Origin of the sequence: Roseivirga sp. UBA1976, assembly GCF_002336325.1 — a bacterium.
GTDB lineage: Bacteria > Bacteroidota > Bacteroidia > Cytophagales > Cyclobacteriaceae > Roseivirga > Roseivirga thermotolerans.
Genome location: NZ_DDDQ01000007.1, coordinates 1 through 23,859 on the forward strand (window position 1 = coordinate 1; position 23,859 = coordinate 23,859).

Annotated in this window: 14 protein-coding genes; 13 read left to right on the plus strand and 1 reads right to left on the minus strand. The window is 44.4% G+C overall.

Translation table 11 applies throughout. The annotated features are described in order from the left end of the window. The 12 genes from B3763_RS00250 to B3763_RS00305 all read left to right on the plus strand — a co-directional run. A partial coding sequence (locus tag B3763_RS00250) for a TonB-dependent receptor family protein (protein WP_286742384.1) occupies positions 1 to 2,080 on the plus strand: 2,080 nt, incomplete at its 5' end. A 106-nt stretch (positions 2,081 to 2,186) separates the two neighbouring features. Further along, positions 2,187 to 2,516, plus strand: coding sequence for a PadR family transcriptional regulator (locus B3763_RS00255; protein WP_286742387.1), 330 nt, complete (start codon positions 2,187 to 2,189; stop codon positions 2,514 to 2,516). Next, positions 2,513 to 5,194, plus strand: coding sequence for an ABC transporter permease (locus tag B3763_RS00260; RefSeq protein ID WP_286742390.1), 2,682 nt, complete (start codon positions 2,513 to 2,515; stop codon positions 5,192 to 5,194). Before B3763_RS00255 ends, B3763_RS00260 begins: the two co-directional genes overlap by 4 nt. Before the next feature lie 93 nt (positions 5,195 to 5,287). Next, positions 5,288 to 6,049 carry a triose-phosphate isomerase gene (gene tpiA / locus B3763_RS00265; RefSeq protein ID WP_189629168.1) on the plus strand — a complete coding sequence of 254 codons (762 nt, stop codon included), beginning with the start codon at positions 5,288 to 5,290 and terminating at the stop codon, positions 6,047 to 6,049. Continuing rightward, complete coding sequence (gene prmA, locus B3763_RS00270) at positions 6,049 to 6,882, plus strand: 50S ribosomal protein L11 methyltransferase (RefSeq protein WP_286742395.1); 834 nt, start codon at positions 6,049 to 6,051, stop codon at positions 6,880 to 6,882. Before tpiA ends, prmA begins: the two co-directional genes overlap by 1 nt. A gap of 57 nt (positions 6,883 to 6,939) precedes the next feature. Further along, positions 6,940 to 11,619: a hypothetical protein gene (locus B3763_RS00275; protein WP_286742398.1), complete on the plus strand. Its 4,680-nt coding sequence runs from the start codon at positions 6,940 to 6,942 to the stop codon at positions 11,617 to 11,619. 5 nt (positions 11,620 to 11,624) lie between these two features. Continuing rightward, positions 11,625 to 12,371 carry a peroxiredoxin family protein gene (locus B3763_RS00280; protein WP_286742400.1) on the plus strand — a complete coding sequence of 249 codons (747 nt, stop codon included), beginning with the start codon at positions 11,625 to 11,627 and terminating at the stop codon, positions 12,369 to 12,371. Positions 12,372 to 12,440: 69 nt separating this feature from the next. Next, complete coding sequence (locus tag B3763_RS00285; protein ID WP_189629172.1) at positions 12,441 to 13,826, plus strand: dipeptidase; 1,386 nt, start codon at positions 12,441 to 12,443, stop codon at positions 13,824 to 13,826. Positions 13,827 to 13,850: 24 nt separating this feature from the next. Continuing rightward, on the plus strand, positions 13,851 to 15,875 hold the full coding sequence (locus tag B3763_RS00290; protein WP_286742403.1) for a protein-disulfide reductase DsbD family protein: 2,025 nt from the start codon (positions 13,851 to 13,853) through the stop codon (positions 15,873 to 15,875). A gap of 227 nt (positions 15,876 to 16,102) precedes the next feature. Further along, positions 16,103 to 17,389, plus strand: coding sequence for a M23 family metallopeptidase (locus tag B3763_RS00295; RefSeq protein WP_286742405.1), 1,287 nt, complete (start codon positions 16,103 to 16,105; stop codon positions 17,387 to 17,389). 65 nt (positions 17,390 to 17,454) lie between these two features. Beyond that, entirely contained in the window at positions 17,455 to 19,770 is a 2,316-nt protein-coding gene (locus B3763_RS00300; protein WP_286742407.1) for a patatin-like phospholipase family protein, read from the plus strand. A gap of 87 nt (positions 19,771 to 19,857) precedes the next feature. Continuing rightward, positions 19,858 to 22,083 (plus strand): OmpA family protein, encoded by a 2,226-nt coding sequence (locus B3763_RS00305; RefSeq protein WP_286742409.1) that lies wholly within the window; start codon positions 19,858 to 19,860, stop codon positions 22,081 to 22,083. A 79-nt stretch (positions 22,084 to 22,162) separates the two neighbouring features. On the opposite strand, the gene B3763_RS00310 is transcribed toward B3763_RS00305, so the two are convergent. Continuing rightward, entirely contained in the window at positions 22,163 to 23,026 is an 864-nt protein-coding gene (locus B3763_RS00310) for a hypothetical protein (protein ID WP_189629177.1), read from the minus strand. A gap of 210 nt (positions 23,027 to 23,236) precedes the next feature. Here B3763_RS00310 and B3763_RS00315 point away from each other — a divergent pair, with 210 nt between their 5' ends. Then, complete coding sequence (locus B3763_RS00315; RefSeq protein WP_286742413.1) at positions 23,237 to 23,773, plus strand: PepSY-associated TM helix domain-containing protein; 537 nt, start codon at positions 23,237 to 23,239, stop codon at positions 23,771 to 23,773. Positions 23,774 to 23,859: the final 86 nt, after the last annotated feature.

Sequence of the window (23,859 nt, forward strand, 5' to 3'; positions counted from 1 at the left end):
TGCCGGGAAAAAATCTGAAGTGGTATTGCTCGATAAGGCATTGGGAAACCTGGCCACCAACAATGCCCGGCAGGTATATGCTCAGGTAGTAGGACTCAACATATATGAAAGTGTCGATGCCGGCTTACAACTTAGTGTGGGTGGTCGTGGGTTAGATCCCAACCGAACATCTAACTTCAACACCCGTCAAAATGGTTATGATATAAGTGCCGATGTGTTGGGGTATCCCGAAAGCTACTACACCCCTCCGGCCGAAGCTTTGAGTGAAATACAAGTAATCCGAGGAGCGGCCTCCCTTCAGTATGGAACGCAGTTTGGTGGCCTGATTAATTTTAAAATGAAAGAGCCAAACCCTAAGAAGAAAGTGGAGCTGACAAGCCGGCAAACCGTTGGGTCTTTTAATCTCTTTACCAGCTTTAACAGCCTTTCCGGAACCACGGGAAAGTTTAGTTACTATGCCTACTTTAACTATAAGACGGGCGATGGGTTCCGGCCTAATTCGGGGTTCGATTCAAAGAATTTCTTTGCGAATATGAACTACCAACTCAATGAAAATACCCGACTGTCGTTCGACTATACCCATCTAAACTACCTGGCACAACAGGCCGGGGGTCTTACCGATACCCAGTTCAACCGGAACCCCAATTTTAGCAACCGGGAACGCAATTGGTTCGAAGTGCAATGGAACCTAATGGCCTTAAAGCTGGAACATAAGTTTTCAGGTAATACAGACTTTAGCCTGAACCTCTTTGGGCTTGATGCTTCCAGAAACTCCGTAGGATTTAGAGGTAACCCTACCCAGTTGAATTCAAACCCCGTGTCGGAGCTGGACGAGCAAAACAATGATGGCACCTATGTGACTCCTCGGGACCTTATTAGGGGAGATTTTAATAATTGGGGTCTGGAGTCTAGGCTGCTTACGCGCTATAAGCTGGGGGGAAAAAATGCTGTTTTTCTCATTGGTACAAAATTTTACAAGGCAGAAAATCGGTCGCAGCAAGGCCCCGGGTCGTTAGGGGTAGGGGCCGATTTTAATTTTGCCAGGCAGGAGTTTCCCGATTACCCCAATCAATCAGACTTTCTGTTTCCAAACCTCAATGTATCCCTGTTTGGAGAAAATATCTTTTATCTAAACAACCGTTTATCGCTTACCCCCGGCTTTCGCCTGGAGTATATTAAAACGGAAAGCCAGGGTACTTATACGCAAGTTAATTTCGACAATGCCGGCAATCCAATTTCCAACCGTACACTGCAAGACAACCGGGAACTCAATAGAAGCTTTCTTCTGCTGGGTTTGGGCCTAAGTTACGATCACTCAGATAATTTGGAGGTGTATGCCAATCTTTCTCAAAACTACCGCTCCGTAACCTTCAGTGATATTCGTACGGTGAATCCTACGTTTATCATAGACCCCGAAATTAGGGACGAAACAGGGTTTACGGCCGATTTCGGACTTAGGGGCAAGTGGAACGAAACTGTTTCATACGATTTGGGCGGTTTTGGCCTGCTGTATAACGACCGCATTGGCATTATTCTGGACGACAGGGCCAACAGGGTGAGAAAGAACATTGGTAAGGCATTTATTTACGGACTGGAAACTTTTGCCGACTGGAATCTGGCAAGAACACTTCAACTCGATGCTAACCAATTTAAGCTCAATTGGTTTGTGAATGCAGCTTTTACCAGTTCAGAATATTTAGAGTCTGAAGAGAACAATGTGGTAGGCAAAAAGGTGGAGTTTATTCCCACCGTTAACCTCAAAACGGGGCTGAGCGCGGGATATAACAATCTACTCTTGAGCCTGCAGTTTACTCACCTCACCGAGCAGTTTACCGATGTACAAAACTCGGCAGTGCCTGAAGAGGGTGATGCCCGAAACGGTGTGATCGGAGAAATACCGGCCTACAGTGTAATGGATCTGTCCATGTCCTATACCCTGGGGCGCTGGAAAATTGAATCGGGAATAAACAATTTACTGAACGAGCGATATTTTACACGCAGAGCCACCGGATACCCCGGACCGGGTATTATACCTTCAGACCCAAGAGCCTACTATTTTACTTTGCAGCTGAAGTTGTAGTTCATTCTAAGGCGCTTTTTACATGGAGCCTTAGACTTTTCTTTTATTTACTTAACAAATATGAAAATAATAATTACTTTTACTTTTGTTAAGTAAATAGTAAGCTATGTCAGATCGTACTTTGGGAGAATTTGAAGAGTTGGTTTTGCTTATGGTTGCCGCTCATCATCAGGCGGCCTATGGGGTGTTGATTCTGGAAAAGCTGGAGCAACAGCTCAACCGAAAACTCAACATTAGCGCCATTCATGTAGCGCTTAAGCGATTGGAGGGTAAAGGATTTGTTACCTCTAGTTATGGGGGTATAACAAACGAACGTGGGGGGAGACGCAAGAAGCTTTATGCCCTTACCGCGGCAGGAAAAAAGGCTCTGGATACCAATTATGAGCTTAGAACCGGCATTTATCGCCAAATACCGAACATCTCCTTTGGTCAATGAATCATTTTCCTCCCAAATATGCACTTAAATTTTTGCGCTGGTTTTGTCGCGAAGACTACTTAGAAGAGATAGAAGGCGATTTAGTTGAGGTTTTCGAGAAGCGTATGCCCCGGTCAGGGTTTTGGGCCAAAGTCTACTTCTATTGGTTAGTGCTCCGGTGTTTTAGGCCGGGTTTTGTGAAGTCATTTATTAAGGTCAATTATTCAAATACAACAACCATGTTTAGCAATTATCTTAAAGTTTCCTGGCGGAACTTACTCCGGCAGCCATTCTTTTCATCTCTCAACATAGTTGGCCTGTCCATTGGTATGGCAGGGGCACTCATTATTGGTTTGTTCATTCATTTTGAGCTCAGTTTTAATCGTTCTTTTGCTCATTCTGAACGAATCTTTAGAGTTAATATAGACAACAAAATTGCGGGAGAAGTCAATGAATATGCAGCCGTATCAGGCCCGCTGGCCAATGTTATGCTTCGTGACTTTCCACATGCAGAGAGTATAACACGCTTTCGGCATACCAACAGCATATTTATTCGTTCGGAGAATGCAACGCACAATGTAAAGGAAGAACAGGTGGTGGGAGCTGACTCCGCCTTTTTTAGTTTTTTTGGGATAGACTTGCTGTATGGCGACCCACATTCTGCGCTGTCGGAGGTGAATAGTCTTGTGCTCACAAAGAGTGCTGCCGAGAAACATTTTTCTATCCATGAGGCCGTAGGGCAAATAATGATTCTTGACAACGACCAAAAATATTGGGTCAGGGGCGTAATAGATGATTTCCCCAAAAACTCATTATTTAGAGATTACACCGTTTTAATCTCCATAAACAGTTTTGATGATTATGACAGTCCTGCCTGGAACAATTGGAACTTTCCCACCTTTATAAAACTAAATCCCGAAGCCACTAAGGCACAACTGGATGACTACCTGGCTACTGTTAAGGAGCGCTACCTTATTCCTTGGGCCATGCAGTTTATCCCAGGGCTTACGATTGAAAGCGCTCAGGAACAAGAAAGGACCACAGGAAACTACATGCGTTTTGAGTCCATAGCACTCACAGATATTCACCTCAAATCGCCTAATATTTCTGGTGAGTTTAGCCTGAATGGTGATATTAAAGACGTTTATATTTTAAGCTTCATAGGTCTGCTGCTCATCTTTTTGGCCAGTGTAAACTTTACTAACCTTTCTACGGCTCGGTCGCTCAACAGAGTTAAAGAGGTGGGTATTCGAAAAACATTGGGTTCTCATAGAAAAAGCCTTGTTCATCAGTTTCTGGTAGAATCCGGTTTGGTGTCTTTCCTTTCGATGGTTTTGGCGCTTTTGCTTAGTTTTTTGGTCTTGCCCTATTTCAACTATCTATCCAATCGCTCGCTCGAAATTCCGGCAGGTCAATGGCAGTTTTGGGCAGTGCTTCTGGTTGCTACCCTGGTATTATCATCGCTTTCAGGTAGTTATCCGGCTCTTTTTCTTTCCCGATTTTCCCCTATAAAAGCACTCAAAGGGCAAGGGGTTCAACCGTCCAATGGGGCTCACATTAGGAGCTTGCTCGTAATTGTGCAGTTTATGGTGTCGGTGTTTCTTATCGCCAGTACTTTGGTGGTATTTCAGCAGCTTTCCTTTATCAGAAATAAAGATCTGGGTTTTAAGAAGGAGCAGGTAGTTGTACTCAACGATGTGCAAGTACTTGGCAATAATGCCCTTACTCTAAAACAGGAAATAGAAAAATTATCCAACGTAAAAAGCGTGTCATTGAGCAGCTATTTACCAACACCTTCGGCCCGCAGCGGACTCACCTATTTTCCTGAAGGTCATGTGTTTGAACCAGATAAAGCAATAATAATTGGTCAGTGGGAGGTAGACTTTGACTACCTGCGTACCTTAGGCCTTGAGCTTGTGGCCGGTAGAGATTTTGACGACAAGTTAAAAACCGATTCGAGCGCAGTCATTCTCAACGAGGCCGCTGTTGCCATGTTGGGTAAAACACCCCAATCTGCTATTGGGCTAAGACTAACGCAAGACTTTAAGCGTGAAGACAAGGAGAATATGGAATTTTCTACTGTGATTGGAGTAGTGAAAAACTTTCATTTTGAGACTCTTCGCAACAGTATTGACGGGTTAAGTCTGGTATTGGGTAAGGAAGCCAATCGAATGATGATAAAATTAGAGACAACTGATTATTCCAAAACCCTTGAGAAGGTAGAACAGCACTGGGCCAGCGTGGCAGATGGTCAGCCCTTTGATTATTACTTTATGGACGATTCCTTTGCTACGACTTATGACGCAGAGCAGCGTCTCAGTAAAATGTTTATCATTTTCACCCTCCTCTCAGTATTCATTGCCTGCCTTGGACTTTTCGGTTTGGCGGCTTTCAATGTTCAGAGGCGATCCAAAGAAGTTAGTATCCGAAAAATATTGGGAGCCAGTGTATTTAATATTTCCGTTAGCCTTTCTGCCGGATTTTTACGGTTGGTGCTGTTGGCCATACTTTTGGCTACACCACTGGCCTGGTACGCCATGAACAGGTGGCTTCAAGACTTTTCCTATCGTATTGATTTACCCTTTTGGGTATTTGTCTTATCGGCTATTCTTGCTATTGGAATCAGCTTGCTTACTGTGAGTTATCAAAGCCTTAGAGCAGCTATACGCAATCCTGTGCATGCTATCAGAAATGAGTAAGTCGCATTTCGTGCAATCGTAGCCTTAAATTTATTTCTGGCCGTGGAACAAATTTTTTGAAGAGCCCTATCTTTGAGTCCAAACAGAAATAACATGAGAAGAAAGATTATAGCAGGAAACTGGAAAATGAATAAAACCCTTTCAGAAGGGCTTGCATTGGCCTCTGAGGTGGTAAACATTGCTCAAGACGAAGTTCCCTCAGGAGTGTCGCTGGTATTGTGCACTCCGGCCATTCATTTGTCTCAGGTTGCTGCCATACTAAAATCTGCCGATCGTGTATTTCTGGGCGCTCAAAACATGAGCGAACATGAGTCAGGCGCATACACTGGCGATATTTCGGCCGATATGATTAAGTCAGTGGGTGCAGGCTATGTGATTTTAGGCCATAGTGAGCGCAGAGAGTATCACCACGAAACGAACGCTCAACTGGCGGCACGGGTCAAGTTGGCCTTAAATAAAGGGTTGACTCCCATTTTCTGTTGCGGGGAAAGTCTTGCTACGCGCGAGGCAGGAGAGCACGTAGGTTTTGTAAACAACCAGCTGAAAGAAAGCTTGTATGAACTTTCGGCCGAGGAGATGAGCAAAGTGGTAATTGCCTATGAGCCTATTTGGGCCATTGGCACTGGAGTAACTGCTTCTTCAGATCAGGCACAGGAAATGCACCAGAGTATTAGAGCCTCGTTGGCCGGTCAGTTTGGAGAACAGGTAGCCGGTCAGGTATCCATACTTTATGGTGGCTCGATGAAGCCCGATAATGCTGCAGAACTTTTGGCCCAGCCCGATGTGGACGGAGGATTGATAGGTGGTGCCTCTCTGAAGGCACGCGACTTTATTCAAATTGCTAAGTCGTACTAATGGACTTTATACAGATAAACGTTCACTGCGACCCGCCATTTCGAGAAATACTAATTGCAGAAATGGGCGAACTGGATTTTGAAACCTTTATGGATACGGAAGTAGGTTTCGAAGCCTATATTCAAGAAGAGTTGTTTAGCCACCCTGCTTTGCAAACGCTCTTTAACCGGTATAGAAAACAGACCAGAATTTGGTACGAGCTCAAGAAAATACCTAAAGAAAACTGGAACGAGGAATGGGAGAAAAATTATGACCCAATAGCTGTTGGAGATCAGATTTATGTAAGAGCCACCTTTCACGAAGCCAAGCCTCAGGTGCCTTACGAGATTATTATTAACCCACAAATGTCTTTTGGCACCGGCCACCACGAAACTACTCACCAATTGCTGGCACTTCAGTTGACGGTAGACCACAAAGGTAAAAAGGTACTGGATGTAGGCTCGGGAACCGGTATTTTAGCCATTATGGCCGCCAAGCTGGGAGCCATTTCCGTGGCGGCTACCGATATTGACGATTGGTGTATTGAAAACGCTTTGGAAAACTTTGGCCTTAATAATATAGAACCGGCTTTTGTGAAACAAGGCACCATTCATGAACTACGGCTCAGTGAGAGCTACGAAATCATACTGGCAAACATTAACACTCATGTACTTCTCGATGAAATGGAGGAGTATAACAAACTACTAAGCCCGGAAGGACATTTGTTCTTGAGTGGGTTCTACAACACCGATAAGGCCAGAATAATGGAAAAAGCAACCTCATTGGGGTTAAAAGAGGTAAAATCTACAACCGAGAAAAACTGGGTTGCGTTAGTTCTTGAGAAAGTGGAGTAATCGCTCAAGAATATCCTTAATTATTCGTTCTTTAAGATAGCCAAATCCAGAACCCCTATGCACAAGAGCATTCTTTGGTCAATATTGCTCAGCTGTTTGTTAGTTCAGTCGCTTGCCGGACAGTCTTCCGAACCTGCCGACTCAGTAGTGCTTACCCCAAATGTTAAGACTATTGTTGAGGCTGCAGATGTAAGCATCTTTCCTCAGGAATATCACTTCTTTATAGAGAACTACCAGAACAATGGTTTTTCTGCCGTTTCTAAAAACAATCTTTTACATGCTCTGCTAGCACTGGATAAAAAGCGAGTGAGAATTCGCTACGACATTAAAGAGCTGCTCGATGGTTTGCGTTTGGCCAGAGAGGAAAGAAGCTTTTCTTCCGAAGCCATGGAAAAACTGAGCTATTCTATTCGGAAGGCCGCAGAGAACTACGACAGGATTCAGCTCGACTACTACATAAAAACGCTTTATACATTCTTAAAAGATCAGGCAATTTATAAAGACCGTTACCAGGCAGTATTTTTTAGAAATGCCGAGTATGAAATTGCTTTCAATGAAGACAACTACTCTGACAATCTGATCATTGTTCAACAACCCGAAGAACCGGTTGACATTGAAACCTTAAAGGCTCAGGCGAGAGGAGAATATATTGAGCCAAAGAAGGAGGTTGCCGACCCCTTTACCAAAGAGATGCCCGAAATATATCGTGAAATGGGTTCAGTTATACACTTAAAGCGAGGCGATATAGTACTGGCCAGTCAGACCGATACCTTTACAATTGAGCGAACAGAAGGATATTTTCTGTTCGATCAGAAGTTATTCAGAGGTCAGGATGGATACATAGACTGGACGGCCTTTGGTGTGGCCAAAGAGGCCATGCAAGTGAGGTTGGGTAGCTATGAATTTCCGGTAAATGCTCACGATTTTAAGTTCGAAAACGTATGGTTCAATCAGCCGGCTAAAATCGATGAGCCAATATCTGGCGAATTGACCCTGAACTTGCGTCCGGCCCGTAGCGAAAGAGGTACCTACCCCAGGTTTATCTCATACAATGCCGGAACACCCATAAAAGGACTTGGCTCTGAAAAGCTCACGTTCAAAGGAGGGGTCAATTATCAGGGCATGAATTTTTATTCGAAAACAGCTTATAATGAACCCTCAACTCTCATTGGCAGAGTAAACGGAGAGGTGCGATTTAAGGCTATCAGCAAAGACTTTGTATTTAATAACAAAGACTCGCTGGTTTCGGCAGTTCAGGCCAATATAACCCTCTACCACGCGCAAGATTCTATTTTTCATCCAGCCATAGAGTTTGTGTATGATTACAAGCGCGATCGTTTGGTGTCTAAAACCAGTGTGCCCGGTTACAAAACCACACCCTTTCGATCATCTTTCTACAATATGGATCTTACAGGAGACCAGCTTTCATGGGATCTTAACAGCGACTCTCTCAATATTTTTATCAATTCAGCCAGGGCCGATGTGCCCTTGAGCATAGAGTCCAAAGATTTTTATAGTGCCGATAGATTTCATGACCTGGCGCAGATATACAGCTTTCATCCGCTAATTGCCGCGGTAAACATGGCCAAGAAAAACGGGGGTGTTTTCTATACTTCGCAAATGGCCCGGCAATACGGGGTAGATGAAGGTTTGGTAAAAAAGACCATGGAACTGCTTATGTCTAGGGGGCTGGTACGTTTCGATGAAGTGTTGGGCGAGGTTGAGGTGTTGGCGAAGGGGTATCATTACCTGGAGGCTAGCCGACAAAAAACAGATTATGACGACCTGATCATTTCTTCGGTGATAGCCAACGCTCCCAATGCCACTTTCAACTTTAAAGACTCGGTACTCACCGTGCGAGGGGTAGAAAAATTTTTAGTGAGTGACTCATTGGACGTAATCATTACCCCTACCCAGGGCGAAATTAAAGTGCTGAAGAACCGGGATATTGAGTTCGATGGTGCTCTAGATGCCGGAAATTTCCAGTTCAACGGAGAGAATTTTACGTTTCGCTACGATAGTTTTCTGGTGAATCTGGTAAAGATTGACTCCATAAAGCTGAGGGTAGAAATGGATGCAGGAAAGAAGGATGTGCTGAGCAACCAACTGGTAAAGACATCGGGTATTTTGCGTATCAACGATCCTGGTAATAAATCGGCTCTTAAATCAATGCCACAGTATCCTATATTCAGCTCTTCAGAAAGTGCCAGTGTTATTTTCGATAAGTCCGATGTGCTAAAAGGAGCCTATGATTCTACGGTCTATTTCGATGTACCTCCTTTTGAGTTAGACAGTGTGGCCGATGCGGATCCTTCCCAATATGCTTTTCAGGGAACCTTCTACTCCAACAATATTTTGCCCCAGTTCAAAGAGAATCTTAAGGTAATGCCCGATAAGAGTTTTGGATTTATACATGCCATTCCCGATAGCGGCTATAACCTCTATCAGACGGGAGGCCGTCTTTATGGAGAGGTACACCTCAACAAACAAGGTATTACATCGCCCGGGGTCATTGAGTTTCTCACCGGTAGGTTCGACAATGAGAAAGCCACCATGTTTTTAGATTCACTGGTGGCAGAAAAAGGTATTAAGGGAGAAATGCAGGCAGGGTTTATCGATACCGTTTCTTATCCGGCCATGAACATTGAGGCCTATTCCATGAATTGGCTGGCCAAGAAAGACAGCATGATTCTCAAAAACCTTCAAAAAGATAAGCCCTTTAATATCTTCGACAATCAAGCCAGGCTAAGGGGGAGCTTACTACTGAGAAAAACAGGGCTTTTTGGTTCCGGTGAACTAGAGCTTTCCGGTTCGGTACTCACCTCAGATTCCATTGCCTTTACCATTAATGATTTTGAAGCTAAAAACAGTGACTTTACACTTAAGGCAGACAATTCGGCCAAGCCTATACTTAGCTCTAAACAAGTACGAATAAACTTCGATGTAGAAAACCAAATGGCCACTATTGAACCGGAGGTGGCTGGAGCAGCAGCTTTGGAGTTTCCTTATGCCCAGTTCAAGACCTCTATACCCTCGGCTGTGTGGGATGTGAACAACAAACTGGTGACCATGAGCAAACCGGAAGATTCGCCCATAGAACAATCGTTTTTTTACTCTACCAACACTCGTTTAGATTCACTGGCCTTTAATGCAACCGATGCGGTGTATAACATTGAAACTAAAGAGCTTGATATATCCGGTATTCCGTACATAAAAGTGGCCGATGCCCTCATTACACCGGAAGGAAGCAAGCTCACTGTGTTGGAAAACTCCAAAATTGAAAAGCTTCAGAATGCGGTTATTTTAATGGATACGGCCGGGGCTTACCACCGACTCTACGATGCCGAAATTGAAATACTTTCCAGAACCAGCTTTAAAGGGCGCGGAACTTATGAGTTGGTGAATGCTGTACAAGATACCTTCGCCATTCAGTTCAACGATTTCCAATTCATTCCCAAAGACAAAGAGCATGGGCCACATACCCGGTCTAGCGGCCATGTATCGGCCGAAGAAGGTATTCGTATTTCTCCCGGTTTTATCTACGAAGGAAAAGTAACCATGTATGCCTATAAAAAAGCTCTGGAGTTGGACGGAGCAGTGAAGCTCGATTTAGAAAAGCTTAAAGAGCGCAATATCTGGATCGAATACTCGTCTAACGATGACATTGAGGAGGTGATCATACCTTTTGATGAGGCTACCACCCGTTTGGGGCAACCACTCAATGCCGGCATTCACTTCGATCAGGGGCAGCCTTACATGTCTTTTATAACCGAAAAGCGCAACCGGTTGGACGATGACTTTTTTGTGCCTCGCGGAGGGGTTCTTTATTACGATGCCAATAGCGGATCGTTCCGAATAGATAACCCTAAAAAGAAAGAAGATCCCTCCTACAATTTTGCCGGAAGCATGTTTAGTTACAACGAAGAACAGCAGAGTGTGACCTTTGAAGGTAAGCTCAAGTTCCTGTCGGGTAACAACATGGCCAATGTTCAGGCTGCGGGCAAGGGTAAAGGTAATCTGGATTCGGCCAAGTTTCAGGTAGACGCCATGTTTACCATGGGTTTTGGCTTGCCGCTGGAAGCTCAAGCCGCAATGGCCGGAAACCTGAAAGAGATGGGCGAAAAACTGGGAGTACCCAAAGCCCATGAAGACCGTTCGGAGCTTATTTACAAAGTGGCAGAGTTTATTGGAGACGAAGCCACCCGCACCTGGGATAGGTCGTACCAAACCATTCCCACTCCTTTGGTTGCTGCATCGGGAGGGGTGCTGAATAAAGACCTGGTGATAAGCAATGTTCATTTGGAGTGGTCTCAGCAGAACAAAGCTTTTTACAGCAAGGGTAAAATAAGTCTTTCTAATGTGAGCAACGTAGACCTGAATATGGAACTGGATGGCTACATGGAAATTAGAAAAACGCCTGAAGGAGACATTATGAATCTGCTTTTGGAAATGACCGATGGTACATGGTACTACTTTATGTACGATGGCTTTGTGTTAGAGGCGTTTTCTTCTAACGATGCTTTCAATGCCCTTATACCGAACATCAATGCGGGTAAGGCCAAGGTGGGTAACTTCAGGGCTATTCCAAGTACCAAAGAACGTGTTATTCAGTGGGTAATCGATTATAAAAAACTGTATTTTGGTGTCGATGAACCTTACCAGTTGCTAATGGCTTCAGAGTCTAGCCAAACACTCAAGAAGAAAGGCACTGTTGAAGGAGATGGTTTTGAAGAATAAAACGTATGAGAATTATATATCTGCTCATTTTTACACTTATCCTTCCGGTATTTGTTCAGGCCCAAGACTACGACTTTCTTAACAAGGAATGGAAGCGGCTTGACAGCAAACGAAATATTCAAATAGACATCACGGCTTTGGAAGCTTACTTGCACGATGGTACCAAAGTACCTTCGTCCGAGTTTATGCAGCACTTTATGAGCGTGGATCTGATGACAGCCTTCTATGTAGATGCTCACGGAACACCCAAAGCTGCTGTTTTTGAAGTGGCCAGCGAAGAAGCCAGACAAGCCAAAATCAGTACGTTCGAAAAAATGAAGGGGAGCGACTTTATGCTCAACAAAAAAGCTCCTGATTTTACACTAAAAAATTTAGAGGGAAATTCCATCAACCTACAAGATTTTAAAGGGCAGTATGTACTCCTCAATTTTTGGTTTGCAGCTTGCAAGCCCTGCATTATGGAAATGCCCGAGTTGAATGAGTTAGTGGAAGAGTTTAAACCTAAGGGAATCAACTTTTTGGCTATCGGACTGGATAACCCCGAACGTATCACAAAGTTTTTAGAGCAACACGCCTTCAACTATGAGCTGTTGCCTAATGGTCGAAGGGTGGCTCATTCTTACGGTGTAACCAGCTATCCTACCCATTTGCTGCTCGACCCCAACGGAAAAGTAATCTTTTCTCAGGAAGGCTATTTTCCGGGGCTTAAGTATACTTTGCGCAAACGCCTCAAAGACGCTCTCGGCCAATGATAATCTTGTGACCATTGGTCTGTTATTTCTTTGTTAATCCATTAAATTGCACTCAAACGGACGATTTATATGAGTGCAACACAAGACTTTATCAACCAACATAAAGACCGGTTTTTAACCGAACTGTTGGAGCTACTTCGAATCCCTTCAGTTAGTGCAGACAGCCGCCACAAGGCCGATGTAAAAAAGGCAGCCGAATATATTCAGGAAAAATTAAAGGCAGCCGGGGCCGATAAGGCCGAACTGTATGAAACGAAGGGGCATCCGATTGTATATGGAGAAAAGTCTGTAAGTAGTTCGGCACCCACAGTGTTGGTTTACGGGCACTACGATGTGCAACCGCCCGATCCCTTACACCTTTGGGATTCCCCTCCTTTTGAGCCCGTAATTAAAAAGACGGATATTCACCCGGAAGGAGCCATTTTTGCCCGCGGAGCATGCGATGATAAAGGCCAGATGTACATGCATATTAAGGCCTTTGAAGCCATGATGGCGGCCGGAGAATTAGATTGCAACGTAAAGTTCATTATTGAAGGTGAAGAAGAGGTGGGCTCTGATAATTTGGAGGTTTTTCTTCGAGAGCACCAACAAATGCTGGCCAATGATATTGTATTGGTTTCCGATACCGGAATTATTGCCAATGATGTTCCCTCTATTACGGTAGGGCTCAGAGGACTGAGCTATCTGGAGGTAGAGGTTACCGGTCCTAATCGCGATTTACACTCAGGCTTGTATGGCGGGGCAGTTCCTAACCCCATCAATGTTTTGGCCGAGATGATTGCGTCACTCAAAGATGAAAAGAAGCGTATTAATATACCCGGGTTTTATAACGATGTGCTGGAACTCACTGCCGAAGAAAGAGCTGCCATGGCCAGGGCTCCCTTTAATCTGGAAGCCTACAAAAAGTCTATAGGGTTGAAAGATGTGGAGGGAGAAGAAGGCTACAGTACCATGGAGAGAGCTTCCATTCGCCCTACCTTAGATGTGAACGGAATTTGGGGAGGATATACCGGAGAGGGAGCCAAAACCGTGATTGCCTCAAAGGCATATGCTAAAATTTCTATGCGATTGGTGCCACATCAAGACCCGGATAAGATCACCGAGTTGTTCAAAAACCACTTTGAGTCAATTGCACCTCCATCAGTTAGTGTAGAAGTAAGGCCTCATCATGGAGCCTTGCCGGCCGTTACCCCAACCGACTCACCCGCCTATCTGGCTGCCGCAAGAGCAATGAAAGAAACATTTGGCAAAGAGCCGGTTCCTTTTAGAGGCGGAGGTTCCATTCCTATTGTAGCCTTGTTTGAGCAAATACTGGGTAGCAAGACCGTGCTCATGGGCTTTGGCCTCGACTCAGACGCCATCCACTCGCCCAATGAACACTACGGACTTTTCAATTATTATAAAGGAATTGAAACTATTCCGCTGTTCTACAAGTATTTTGCAGAGATGCGTTAATGAATCAGCCACTAATTAACACCTATGAATAAGCTAAAGTTACTTTTTGTTATAGTCGGGCTCATGGCTTTTAGCCAATCTTGGGCTCAGCTCAAGATTACCACCAACTGGACCTTCGATGCCTCCAAAACCGAGGTGCAAACCGGAGAAGTAATAGAGCTTATTTTTAAGGTGAAAATAATAGACAATTGGTACCTCTACTCTAGTGATATAGATCCTGACGTAGGGCCAATGGTAACAGAAGCCATATATGAGGATAACGACAGTTTTGAAGTGGTTGGAGACCTCATTCCCATTGATGCCAAAAAGAAGTTCGATAACATTTGGGAAGCAGATGTGACCTACTTTGAAGGTAAGGGTGAATTTAGGCAAAAGGTAAGGGTGCTGAAGAAAGACCTCAACATTTCCGGAACACTTTCATTTCAGACTTGTACCGATATAGACGGGCAATGCATACCCGGCTATGCCGATTTCGACTTCAATTTTATAAAAGTAGTTAGTGGTGAAGATCAACAGGCTGAGGGAGATTATAGTGCGCTTTTGCAGACCGATGATGGTGGTTCGCTTTGGGGATTCTTTTTGGCGGCCTTTCTCTTTGGTTTGGCTGCCCTTTTAACCCCCTGTGTTTTCCCTATGATTCCCATGACTGTAGCCTTTTTTACCAACAGCACCCAGTCAAGAGCCAAGGCTAGGTTAAAAGCGGCCTCTTACGGAATCTCTATTATTCTCATTTATATTCTGGTGGGGCTTATCTTTAGTAGCTTCTTTGGAGCCGGTATTGCCAACGATTTGGCCACCGGAGCCATAGCCAATAGCCTGTTCTTTATCGTATTCGTGATTTTTGCCATATCGTTTTTTGGCTACTTCGAAATTAATCTACCAACCGGATTTGTCAATAAGATGGACAAGAAAGCCAATAAGGGAGGCTTTTTAGGGGTGTTCTTTATGGCGTTTACCCTGGTGTTGGTGTCTTTTTCTTGCACCGGCCCCATTGTAGGTACGGTTCTGATAGAGTCTTTTCAGGGGGCTAAGATAAAGCCATTGGTAGGTATGTTGGGCTTCTCTATCGCCTTTGCTATACCATTTACGTTGTTCGCCTTTTTTCCGGGTATGCTCAAAGAGTTGCCCAAGTCTGGCGGATGGCTCAACTCGGTAAAGGTAGTGCTGGGTTTTATTGAGCTAGGCCTTGGGTTCAAGTTTCTCAGTGTGGCAGATCAGGCCTATCATTGGGGCTTGCTCGATCGTGAAATTTACATAGCCATTTGGTTTGTGTTGGCACTTGGGCTCACCTTGTATTTATTAGGCATTATTCGCTTTCAGCACGATAGCAAAGTAAAGAAGCTTCATCCATTGCGGTTGGTGGTGGCCAGTATATCGCTGGCCTTTGCGGTATATCTGTTTCAGGGCTTTAGAGGAGCACCACTCAGTGGTTTGGCGGGGTATCTTCCTCCCGAAAAACAGAAAGACTTTTCCTTTGCGGTTACCCTTGGATTGGAAGAAGCACCTGAGGTAGTAGAGGTGGCACCGGTGGGCTTTGACGGTGTAGTAAAATATGCCGACTTTCTGGAGCTTCCGCACAACCTGAGAGGCTTTTTCGACTATGAACAGGCGCTGGAGTTTGCCAGAGAAGTAAACAAGCCCATATTTATAGACTTCACAGGCCATGGTTGTGTAAACTGTCGCAAGATGGAGCAAAACGTGTGGTCTGCCGATCCAGTTTTAGAGCGGCTAAAGCAAGATTATGTGGTGCTGGCCTTGTATGTAGATGACAAAACCGAGCTGCCCGAATCGGAATGGTACACGTCCTCTTTCGATGGTAAGGTTAAAAAGACCATTGGCAAACAGAACTTCGACTTTCAAATCACCAAATTCAATGGAAATGCCCAGCCATATTATGTGTTGCTCGATACCAACGAACAGCCTTTGGTAGCTCCATTGTCTTACGATCCGGACGTTGAAAATTTTGTAGACTTTCTGGACAAAGGCAAGGCTGAGTTTGCCAGAAGAATGAGTGCCACTGCGGCATCGAGCACTACTCTTGATGACTAAGTGCCTTTTGGCAAAATTCAGTGCATGTTGAAGCAAACAAACGGTAATCGACTATAATTAGTCCGATGTTTTTTGAGGTACAGTTTCTAAAAAAGCACCATATACCCGGTGCTTAGGGTTGCTTAACAGCCTAAGGGTCAATACTAAAAAGTATTACTTCCTATACTTTTTTTCTACATTCAAACAGAAATGCTTTACTTTGACGTTAAGCTCAAAACGATAGGTCAATGAATAAACGATTTGCCGGAGTGGCAGGGGCAGTAGCAGTATTGGTTGTTGCAGCATTATTAGTGTTTAAAACGCAGAAAAACAAGGGGTTAGAGGCAGAAGAAACGGATTTATCCGCAGAGGAGCTTGTAGAAGAAGCTAAAGAGCCTCAGTTTAAGTTTGGCATACCATTAGACCTTTTTGAGATTGAGGAAGGGAGAATTAGAAGAAATCAGACTTTTGCCGATTTGTTGTTTCCCTTCAATCTGAGCAATCAGGATATTTTCACCATCGATCGTATTTCCAAAACAGTTCATAGCGTTCGCAATCTGGTAGTTGGCAAACCCTATACCATTTTTTATACCAACGACTCCATAAAAAGAGCATCCTACTTTGTGTATGAACCCAACGATTTGGAGTATGTAATCTATCAGCTAGATGATTCTCTGGCGGTATTTAAGGAAGAGCGGCAGGTAGAAGTGGTTGAAAAAACCATGTCAGGACTTATTACAGTATCGTTAGACCATGCCATTAGAGAGCAGGGTGGGTCTCCTGCCCTTGTCAATGCAATGGCCGATTTGTATGGTTGGCAGCTTGATATGAGAGCTTTGTTTAAGGGCGATTGGTTTAAGGTAATTTATGAAGAGCGGGTGGTTGATGGACAGCCTGTGGGTATAGGTAATATTATTGGAGCTGAATTTAATCACAGGGGCAATTCCTACATGACTTATGCCTACGATCAGGGAGATGGATTGAACTACTTTGATGAAGAAGGCATGAGCGCACAAAAGGCTTTTCTTCGCTTCCCTGTGGAATACTCAAGGATTTCCAGCCGATATAACCCGAACAGATTTCACCCGGTGCTCAAGCGTAGAACACCTCACCTGGGAACTGATTTTGCGGCCGATAGGGGCACACCTATCAAAGCGGCCGGAGATGGAGTAATCATTGAAAGAGGGTTTACCAAGGGCAATGGCAACTATGTAAAAATAAAGCATAATGGCACCTACACAACCGGGTATTTGCACATGAGTAAATTTGGTAAGTACAAGCGAGGAGATAAAGTAAGAAAGGGAGATGTAATTGGTTATGTAGGTAAAACAGGTTTGGCCACAGGCTACCACCTATGTTTCAGGTTCTGGAAACGAGGGGTTCAGGTAGACTTCTTAAGAGAAGAATTACCTGCCGAAACACCACTGAAGGCCGAGCATAAAATTCCTTTTGAGGCGGTGGTTTCTCTCACCAATAAGAAACTCAACGATATTCCTAAAACCTGGGGTAGCAAAGGTATTTCGGCCAGTAACTAAAAAAATTAATCTAAACTTAGAACTGAGCAGGGTGCATTGCCCTGCTTTTTTTGTTTATTCGAGACATGAAGAGGGCTTGTGTCATTGGCTTGATTTTCCTGTGCTCCAACCTGTTGGCTCAACAACAAAAGGTAGGTCTGGTGTTGAGTGGAGGCGGAGCCAAGGGATTGGCACACATTGGGGTCATTAAAGCCCTTGAGGAAAATCACATTCCAATCGATTATATAGTGGGCACCTCTATGGGGGCAGTGGTGGGGGCTTTTTATGCAGCTGGCTATAGCCCCGATGAAATTGAAATGATCGTAAAAGACCCGGCTTTTCAAAATTGGGTTCAGGGAACTTCTACCGAGCGCTACCAGTACAACTATACACGGGCGGAAGACAACGCCTCGTGGATTTCGCTCGATTTGATTCTCGACCCTCAAACAGGGCCTCAACTTAACACCCCGTTGGCAAACGACCTCATTATTAACTTTGTGCTCAATGAATACCTTAGCCAGGCTGCTCAGGCTTCAGGCTTTAACTTCAACAAGCTATTGGTGCCGTATCGCGCCATTGCAGCCGATGTGTTTACCCAGCGTACTCTGGCTCTCGACTCGGGTTCGCTTATGAAGGCCGTTCGCTCTTCAATGGCGGTGCCCTTTTTTTACCGACCGATTAAAAATGAAAATCAGTATCTGTTCGATGGAGGCATATATGACAATTTCCCGGTCGATATTATGAAAGAGCATTTTGCGCCCGATGTGGTCATTGGAAGCAATGTGGCCACTAAATTGAGTGAAACCTATCCTTTTGACAAGGATGAAGAGATTTTAAATGACGCCTTGTTGTTTATGTTTCTGGATAAAACAGATCCTTCGGTAATCAAGGAAGGGGATGTTTATCTGGAGCCAAGTATTGAACAATATACCGCGGTAGATTTTGATAAGGTGGAAGCGCTCATAGACTCGGGCTATTCGGCAACCATAAGGAGTTTGCCTGAGCTAAGACAAAAAGTGCAGGGGCGAAGAGACCCAATAAAACTCACTATTGCCAGAAGAGACTTTCATAATGCCTTTAAGCCCTATTCGTTCGGTGAGTTAAAGCTCTTTGGTTTTACCACAGACCAGCAGAAGTTTATTCGCAAACTCATTGATTTTGACGATGGACCCCAGTCTATCACCCAGGTGAGTAGAGCCTATTTTCAACTGGTTTCTGAACCATATTTCAAGCACATTTACCCCAATTTTGCCTACAATGAAACCAACGGTCAATATGTACTTGAGCTCTATCTTAAACCCACGGCCAAAAATTCACTGACCATAGATTTTGGAGGGAACATATCTACCCGGCAGGTAAGTACTTTGCAGGTGGGTGCCGAATTGAATTCCTTCAACAAAAAGCTAAACACCTACCGAATGTTGGCTTCTACCGGGCGGTTTTATGAGAGCCTGAACCTGGCAACACGGTTTAATGTCAATCCTAAGACCCGATTCTTTGTAGAACCAAACTTTCAATACAACCACTGGGATTACCTGAGTACGGAAGACTTTTTCGATGAGTCGGTTCAGCCTTTAGTACTCGATCGCATCGATCGAAGACTGGGCGTTGTGTTGGGTATTGGTACCGGCCAGCGAAGTGTGGTGACATTAGAAGATGGACTGTTGCGCAATCGTGATGCGTATAGCAATACGCCCGGTGTTTCTTCCGATGCCCTGCTCGACAGGCTAGAGCTTACAGGGTTTAGGAGTAAGCTGGCTTATGAGAGAAATAGTCTGAACAAAAAACAGTTCGCTACTGTGGGCTCCCGGTTTTATGCATCGTTAAAATACATCAATGCTACGTTCGACTATATGCCCGGTTCCACCTCAACACTGTATAATCCAAGCAACCCGGTTACCTATCGATCTGGCCGTAGCTGGCTCACTTTTCAGTTGAGTTTTGAGGAATATAGTCAGGTAACCTCTCGTTACACTTTCGGGTGGATGGTGGAAAGCTCTTATTCAACCATTCGGCCATTAAGGAACTACCATGCTACGCAGCTCTATGTTCCATCGTTTGAGCCTATGTTCGATTCCAAGACCTTTTTTCTGGAAGATTTTCGAGCCCCCGGATATGTGGCTACCGGAATGAGACACCTCTATGGTTTGGGCCGAAGTCTTAGTGTCCGCGCAGAACTTTATGCCTTTGTACCCTACCGTCAAATTGCAGATGTAAATCAGGAGGCTGTTGTGGATGTGGGTTTCGTAAAGCCTCGCATTAAAGGAATGTTGGCTTTTGTCTATGAAGCCATCCCCGGCCCAATAAGCCTGCGGCTCAACTACATTGAAGGGAATAGCGCTCCCGTGGGATTGATGCTTTCATTCGGTTATCTCATTTTCAACCAAAAGTCCCACGATTAGCTATATTTTTTGAATTGTGACAGCAGGCAAAGTTAGTTATCTTTAAATTTGGTTAATATTGGATTGCGCTCAGACGCGCGACTCACCATGAGACACTACCTAAGCCTACTATTCATAGTTAGCACTTTTTTGTCGTTGAGTGCCCAAACCACCGTGCAATGGGCCACTCGGGTAGAACAGGTGTCATCTGAATTTACAGAGTTGGAAAACTCTGCCAGGCAAGCTCTTCTCAAACCAAACATTCTACCTTCCGGTGGGAGCAATCCCAATGCCTGGAGGCCCTACAAACCTAATACGGTAGAATTTATTAAGGTGGGTTTTGATTTACCCATGCCCATAGAGCAGATAGCCATTGGCGAAACTTACAATCCGGGAGCAATTACAACCGTATTTTTATACGATCAGCAGGGCAATGAATACAAAGTGTACGACAAGCCGGCCGGGCCTGTGCGTGAGCGTTGGCGCATGTTCCGTATTTTTATCGACAAAACGCCATACAATGTAGCGGCTGTGAAGGTGGTACTCAACGGGGCTGCCATTGATGGGTTTAGCGATATAGACTGCATTGGAATTTCTAATTCTAAAACCCCTATTGAAGCCAGAATTAACCTGATGCCCAACATCAACACTAAGCTTCAGGTATACCGATTGAACGATTTGGTGAACAGTGATAAACGAGAGATTAAGCCCTTGCTCACCAAAGATGGACAAACCCTGTACTTTAGCCGGAGAGGCCACGAAGGTAATGTTGGTGGTCTTGATGATCTGGAAGATATTTGGTATTCCGACTTTGATAAGAATACTCAAGATTGGGGTCTGGCCTTTAACATTGGAGAGCCTCTAAACAACCTGGATCCCAACTTTATAAGTGCCTTTCTTCAGGAAGATGAGGAGCTCATTATTCTCGGTAATGAATATTTAAAGGGAGGCATGAATTATGGGCTATCCAAAAGCAGAAGAATAGACAAAAGAACCTGGACTTACCCGCAAAATCTTAAGATTTATAATGACCTGAACGTACATGAAAATGTGAACTTCTGGCTGACCCCCGACAGTGAGGTGCTTATTATTTCAGAAGAAGGCCGGGGTACAGAAGGGCAGCGCGATTTGTATGTGAGTTTCCTTCAAAAAGATGGTGTTTGGACAGAACCCGTACATATGGGGCCGGTAATCAATACGGCAGGAGAAGAGGAAGGGCCATTTCTCATGCCAGACAAAAAGACACTTATTTTTACCTCTAACGGGCATAGTGGCTACGGTAAGAAAGACCTGTTTATGACCCGAAGGCTCGATAACTCCTGGCAGAGCTGGACAGAACCTGAAAACCTGGGGCCGGTGATCAACACCGAGGTGGACGATATGTTTTTGTTCATACCCAAAAATGGTGGCTTTGGCTATTTCTGTCGCGAAGTAGAAGGCAACGATCTGGACATCCATTCTTTTACCTTGCCATTGGTTACGCGCCAAATCAGGCTGGTGTCACTGTGTGGCCGAATTGTGGATCCCGATACACAGGAGCCTCTCGATGCAGAGGTTGTATTTTCCAGGCTACGAGATGGAGTAGAAGTAGGAAGAGTAAGAACCGATGCGGGAGGTAATTACTGCATTGAACTTCCTGCAGATGAAATTTATAGTTACAGGGCAGAGATTCCCGGCTATATTCCTGTAGGAAGTACCATCGACTTGCTCGATGTTTCCGACCTCAATGTGTATGCAGTCTCGTTAGACAGGCTAGACCTCGATAGTGCCCAGATAGCTCTTGGCGAACCAATAGCAGTGCCGCAAGATGTGGTCAAAGCAGTGGCCATTACATTGGCTCTTCCCGAAATTAAGCGCGATACGTTTGAGGTACTTAACGCCCAGCGCAGAGAACTTGGTTTGCCCGAGCTAAGCCAAAATGCGATACTTTCTAATGTAGCCACTCCAACCGTATATGCTACTCCTGAGATTGTAAAGGCCGCAGTAGGTAAGTCGTTCATCATCCGCAATGTGTTTTTCGACTTCGACAAAGACTTGCTCAAGGAGCAATCGTGGATAGAGATGCGAAACCTGGCTAAGTTTATGAATGATTACCCCAACGCCATTGTAGAGTTGGCTGGTCATACCGACAGCTACGGAACAGATGAATACAATGTGGATCTTTCTTATAGACGCGTAGAGGCTGTAAGAAAGGGGTTAGCCACCTTGGGTATAGATGAAGACCGGTTGAGGTTTGTTTGGTATGGCGAAACAATACCTATAGCTTCTAACCGCACCAGGGCGGGTAGAGCGCTTAACCGAAGAGTAGAGTTCAAAATTCTGAAACTGGAATAGAAATAGAAGCCCTTCTTTACCAGAAGGGCTTTTTTGTAAGCATGTATTTGAATTAGGGATAGTATCTGGGATGAGATACTTATTTTGTTTGAGATATTTTTTGTCGCTTTACGAAGCGTACATATTTTTCCAGATACTGATTTTTTACCTCCTCCTTAATCATGTCGTACTTCAAAATCTTGTTAATAATCAGTTGCATAAGTTTTTCGTTTCTTTCTGATGGATACAGATCGTAACCCGTCATAACCATTTCCATTGCTGTGATGTAATCTTTAGCCAGGTAGTGTTTCACAGACTCGTTGAAATATTGTAAGCCTGCTAGTTGCTGAAGGTTGATGGTTTTGTACTGTTGCCCCGGTATTACCTCGAAGTTTTCGAACCAGTCTCCAACCGTACTCAACTGGCTTATTCTACGATGATTGACCCATGGTTGTTCCAAAAGTTTCTCCAATTCTACTGAGGTTTTACGGAAACCACTCATGGGTAATGTCGACTCATAGACATACGAATGATCATCGACCGTGAGGTGAATGAATACATGGTTGGGCAATTCAATAATCTGGTAGTCGTAACCGAAATGTTCCAGCAAAAGCGCATAAACCGCAGTGCCGGTCAGGCAACCAAACTTACCGTTAGACAGCGTCTGATTCATGGTTGCCAGTCTGTCGTACTCTTTGAGAATACCCGAATGAGTGCGGTAAAAGAGTGCCTTTAGAAACGCGTAGTCGGTCTTTTTTCGAGTTTCAACCCGTTCCAGTCGTTCAATCAGCCTATCGAATGATTGGAGAATGGCCGAGTCTTCTTCTGAACCGGTAAGTGCTAAAAACTGAAGCAGTTGCTGAGAGGTCTTGGGGCTGTTTTCTATCAGTTTACATGAAAGGTCTTGTCCTAAGCCCGAACTTAGGATAAACGTAGAAAGCCATATGTACACCAACCTCTTCATGTCTCTGTCTGCGCACTGGTTTTGAGTAGCTCATGTAAACTGTGATTAATACAAAGTTAACATTAAATTAACATTAAGCAACTTTTTGGAAAAAATGCCCGACATATCATAGGTTTTTGTCAGTAAGAGAGGCTATATGTTAACTAACTGTTAACATATAAATCTACTTGCGCTCATTCTGGATTTTACAGTTATTGCGCTCCTTTAATTATGGCGTCTCAAAAGCTTTCGAAATCACTCAGGAGTTACCGCAAAATTCATAAATGGATAGGGCTGGTGCTGGCTCTCTTCTTATTGCTTTCCGCAATTACCGGCATTTTACTGGGGTGGAAGAAAGACATTGCTTTGCTACAACCGCCTACCCAAAAAGGAGTAAACCAGTCGCTCGAAAACTATCAGTCAGTAGAAGCCTTGGCCAAAGCCTCTTTGGCAGCCGTAGATTCTCTTGGGCTCACGGCCGATAATTTCGACCGGATTGAGTACCGCCCCGGTAAGGGTATTGCCAAGGTGATCTTTGATAGCGGTAGCTGGGAAGTGCAGGTAGATGCTACAAACCTGGAAATTCTTTCTGTGGCCAAACGTCACTCCGACTGGATAGAGCACATTCATGACGGATCTATTGTCTCCGACTTTTTTAAGCTCATTTCTATGAACATACTGGGTATTGGACTGGTTTTTCTTATAGTTACTGGTTTGTGGCTCTGGTATGGGCCTAAGCGAATCAGAAACATAAAAGCGAAGGGCTAATCTGCCGTTTGGAGAGGTTTGCTTCTTTACTTCTCATTAATAAATCTTGAAGTATTTAAACTTTCTGGTGGCAGCACCCGAATATC

Coding starts and splice junctions, on each gene's coding strand:
- B3763_RS00255 (WP_286742387.1), top strand. CDS start 2,187: ATGTCAGATCGTACTTTGGGAGAATTTGAAGAGTTGGTTTTGCTTATG.
- B3763_RS00260 (WP_286742390.1), top strand. CDS start 2,513: ATGAATCATTTTCCTCCCAAATATGCACTTAAATTTTTGCGCTGGTTT.
- tpiA (WP_189629168.1), top strand. CDS start 5,288: ATGAGAAGAAAGATTATAGCAGGAAACTGGAAAATGAATAAAACCCTT.
- prmA (WP_286742395.1), top strand. CDS start 6,049: ATGGACTTTATACAGATAAACGTTCACTGCGACCCGCCATTTCGAGAA.
- B3763_RS00275 (WP_286742398.1), top strand. CDS start 6,940: ATGCACAAGAGCATTCTTTGGTCAATATTGCTCAGCTGTTTGTTAGTT.
- B3763_RS00280 (WP_286742400.1), top strand. CDS start 11,625: ATGAGAATTATATATCTGCTCATTTTTACACTTATCCTTCCGGTATTT.
- B3763_RS00285 (WP_189629172.1), top strand. CDS start 12,441: ATGAGTGCAACACAAGACTTTATCAACCAACATAAAGACCGGTTTTTA.
- B3763_RS00290 (WP_286742403.1), top strand. CDS start 13,851: ATGAATAAGCTAAAGTTACTTTTTGTTATAGTCGGGCTCATGGCTTTT.
- B3763_RS00295 (WP_286742405.1), top strand. CDS start 16,103: ATGAATAAACGATTTGCCGGAGTGGCAGGGGCAGTAGCAGTATTGGTT.
- B3763_RS00300 (WP_286742407.1), top strand. CDS start 17,455: ATGAAGAGGGCTTGTGTCATTGGCTTGATTTTCCTGTGCTCCAACCTG.
- B3763_RS00305 (WP_286742409.1), top strand. CDS start 19,858: ATGAGACACTACCTAAGCCTACTATTCATAGTTAGCACTTTTTTGTCG.
- B3763_RS00310 (WP_189629177.1), bottom strand. CDS start 23,026: ATGAAGAGGTTGGTGTACATATGGCTTTCTACGTTTATCCTAAGTTCG.
- B3763_RS00315 (WP_286742413.1), top strand. CDS start 23,237: ATGGCGTCTCAAAAGCTTTCGAAATCACTCAGGAGTTACCGCAAAATT.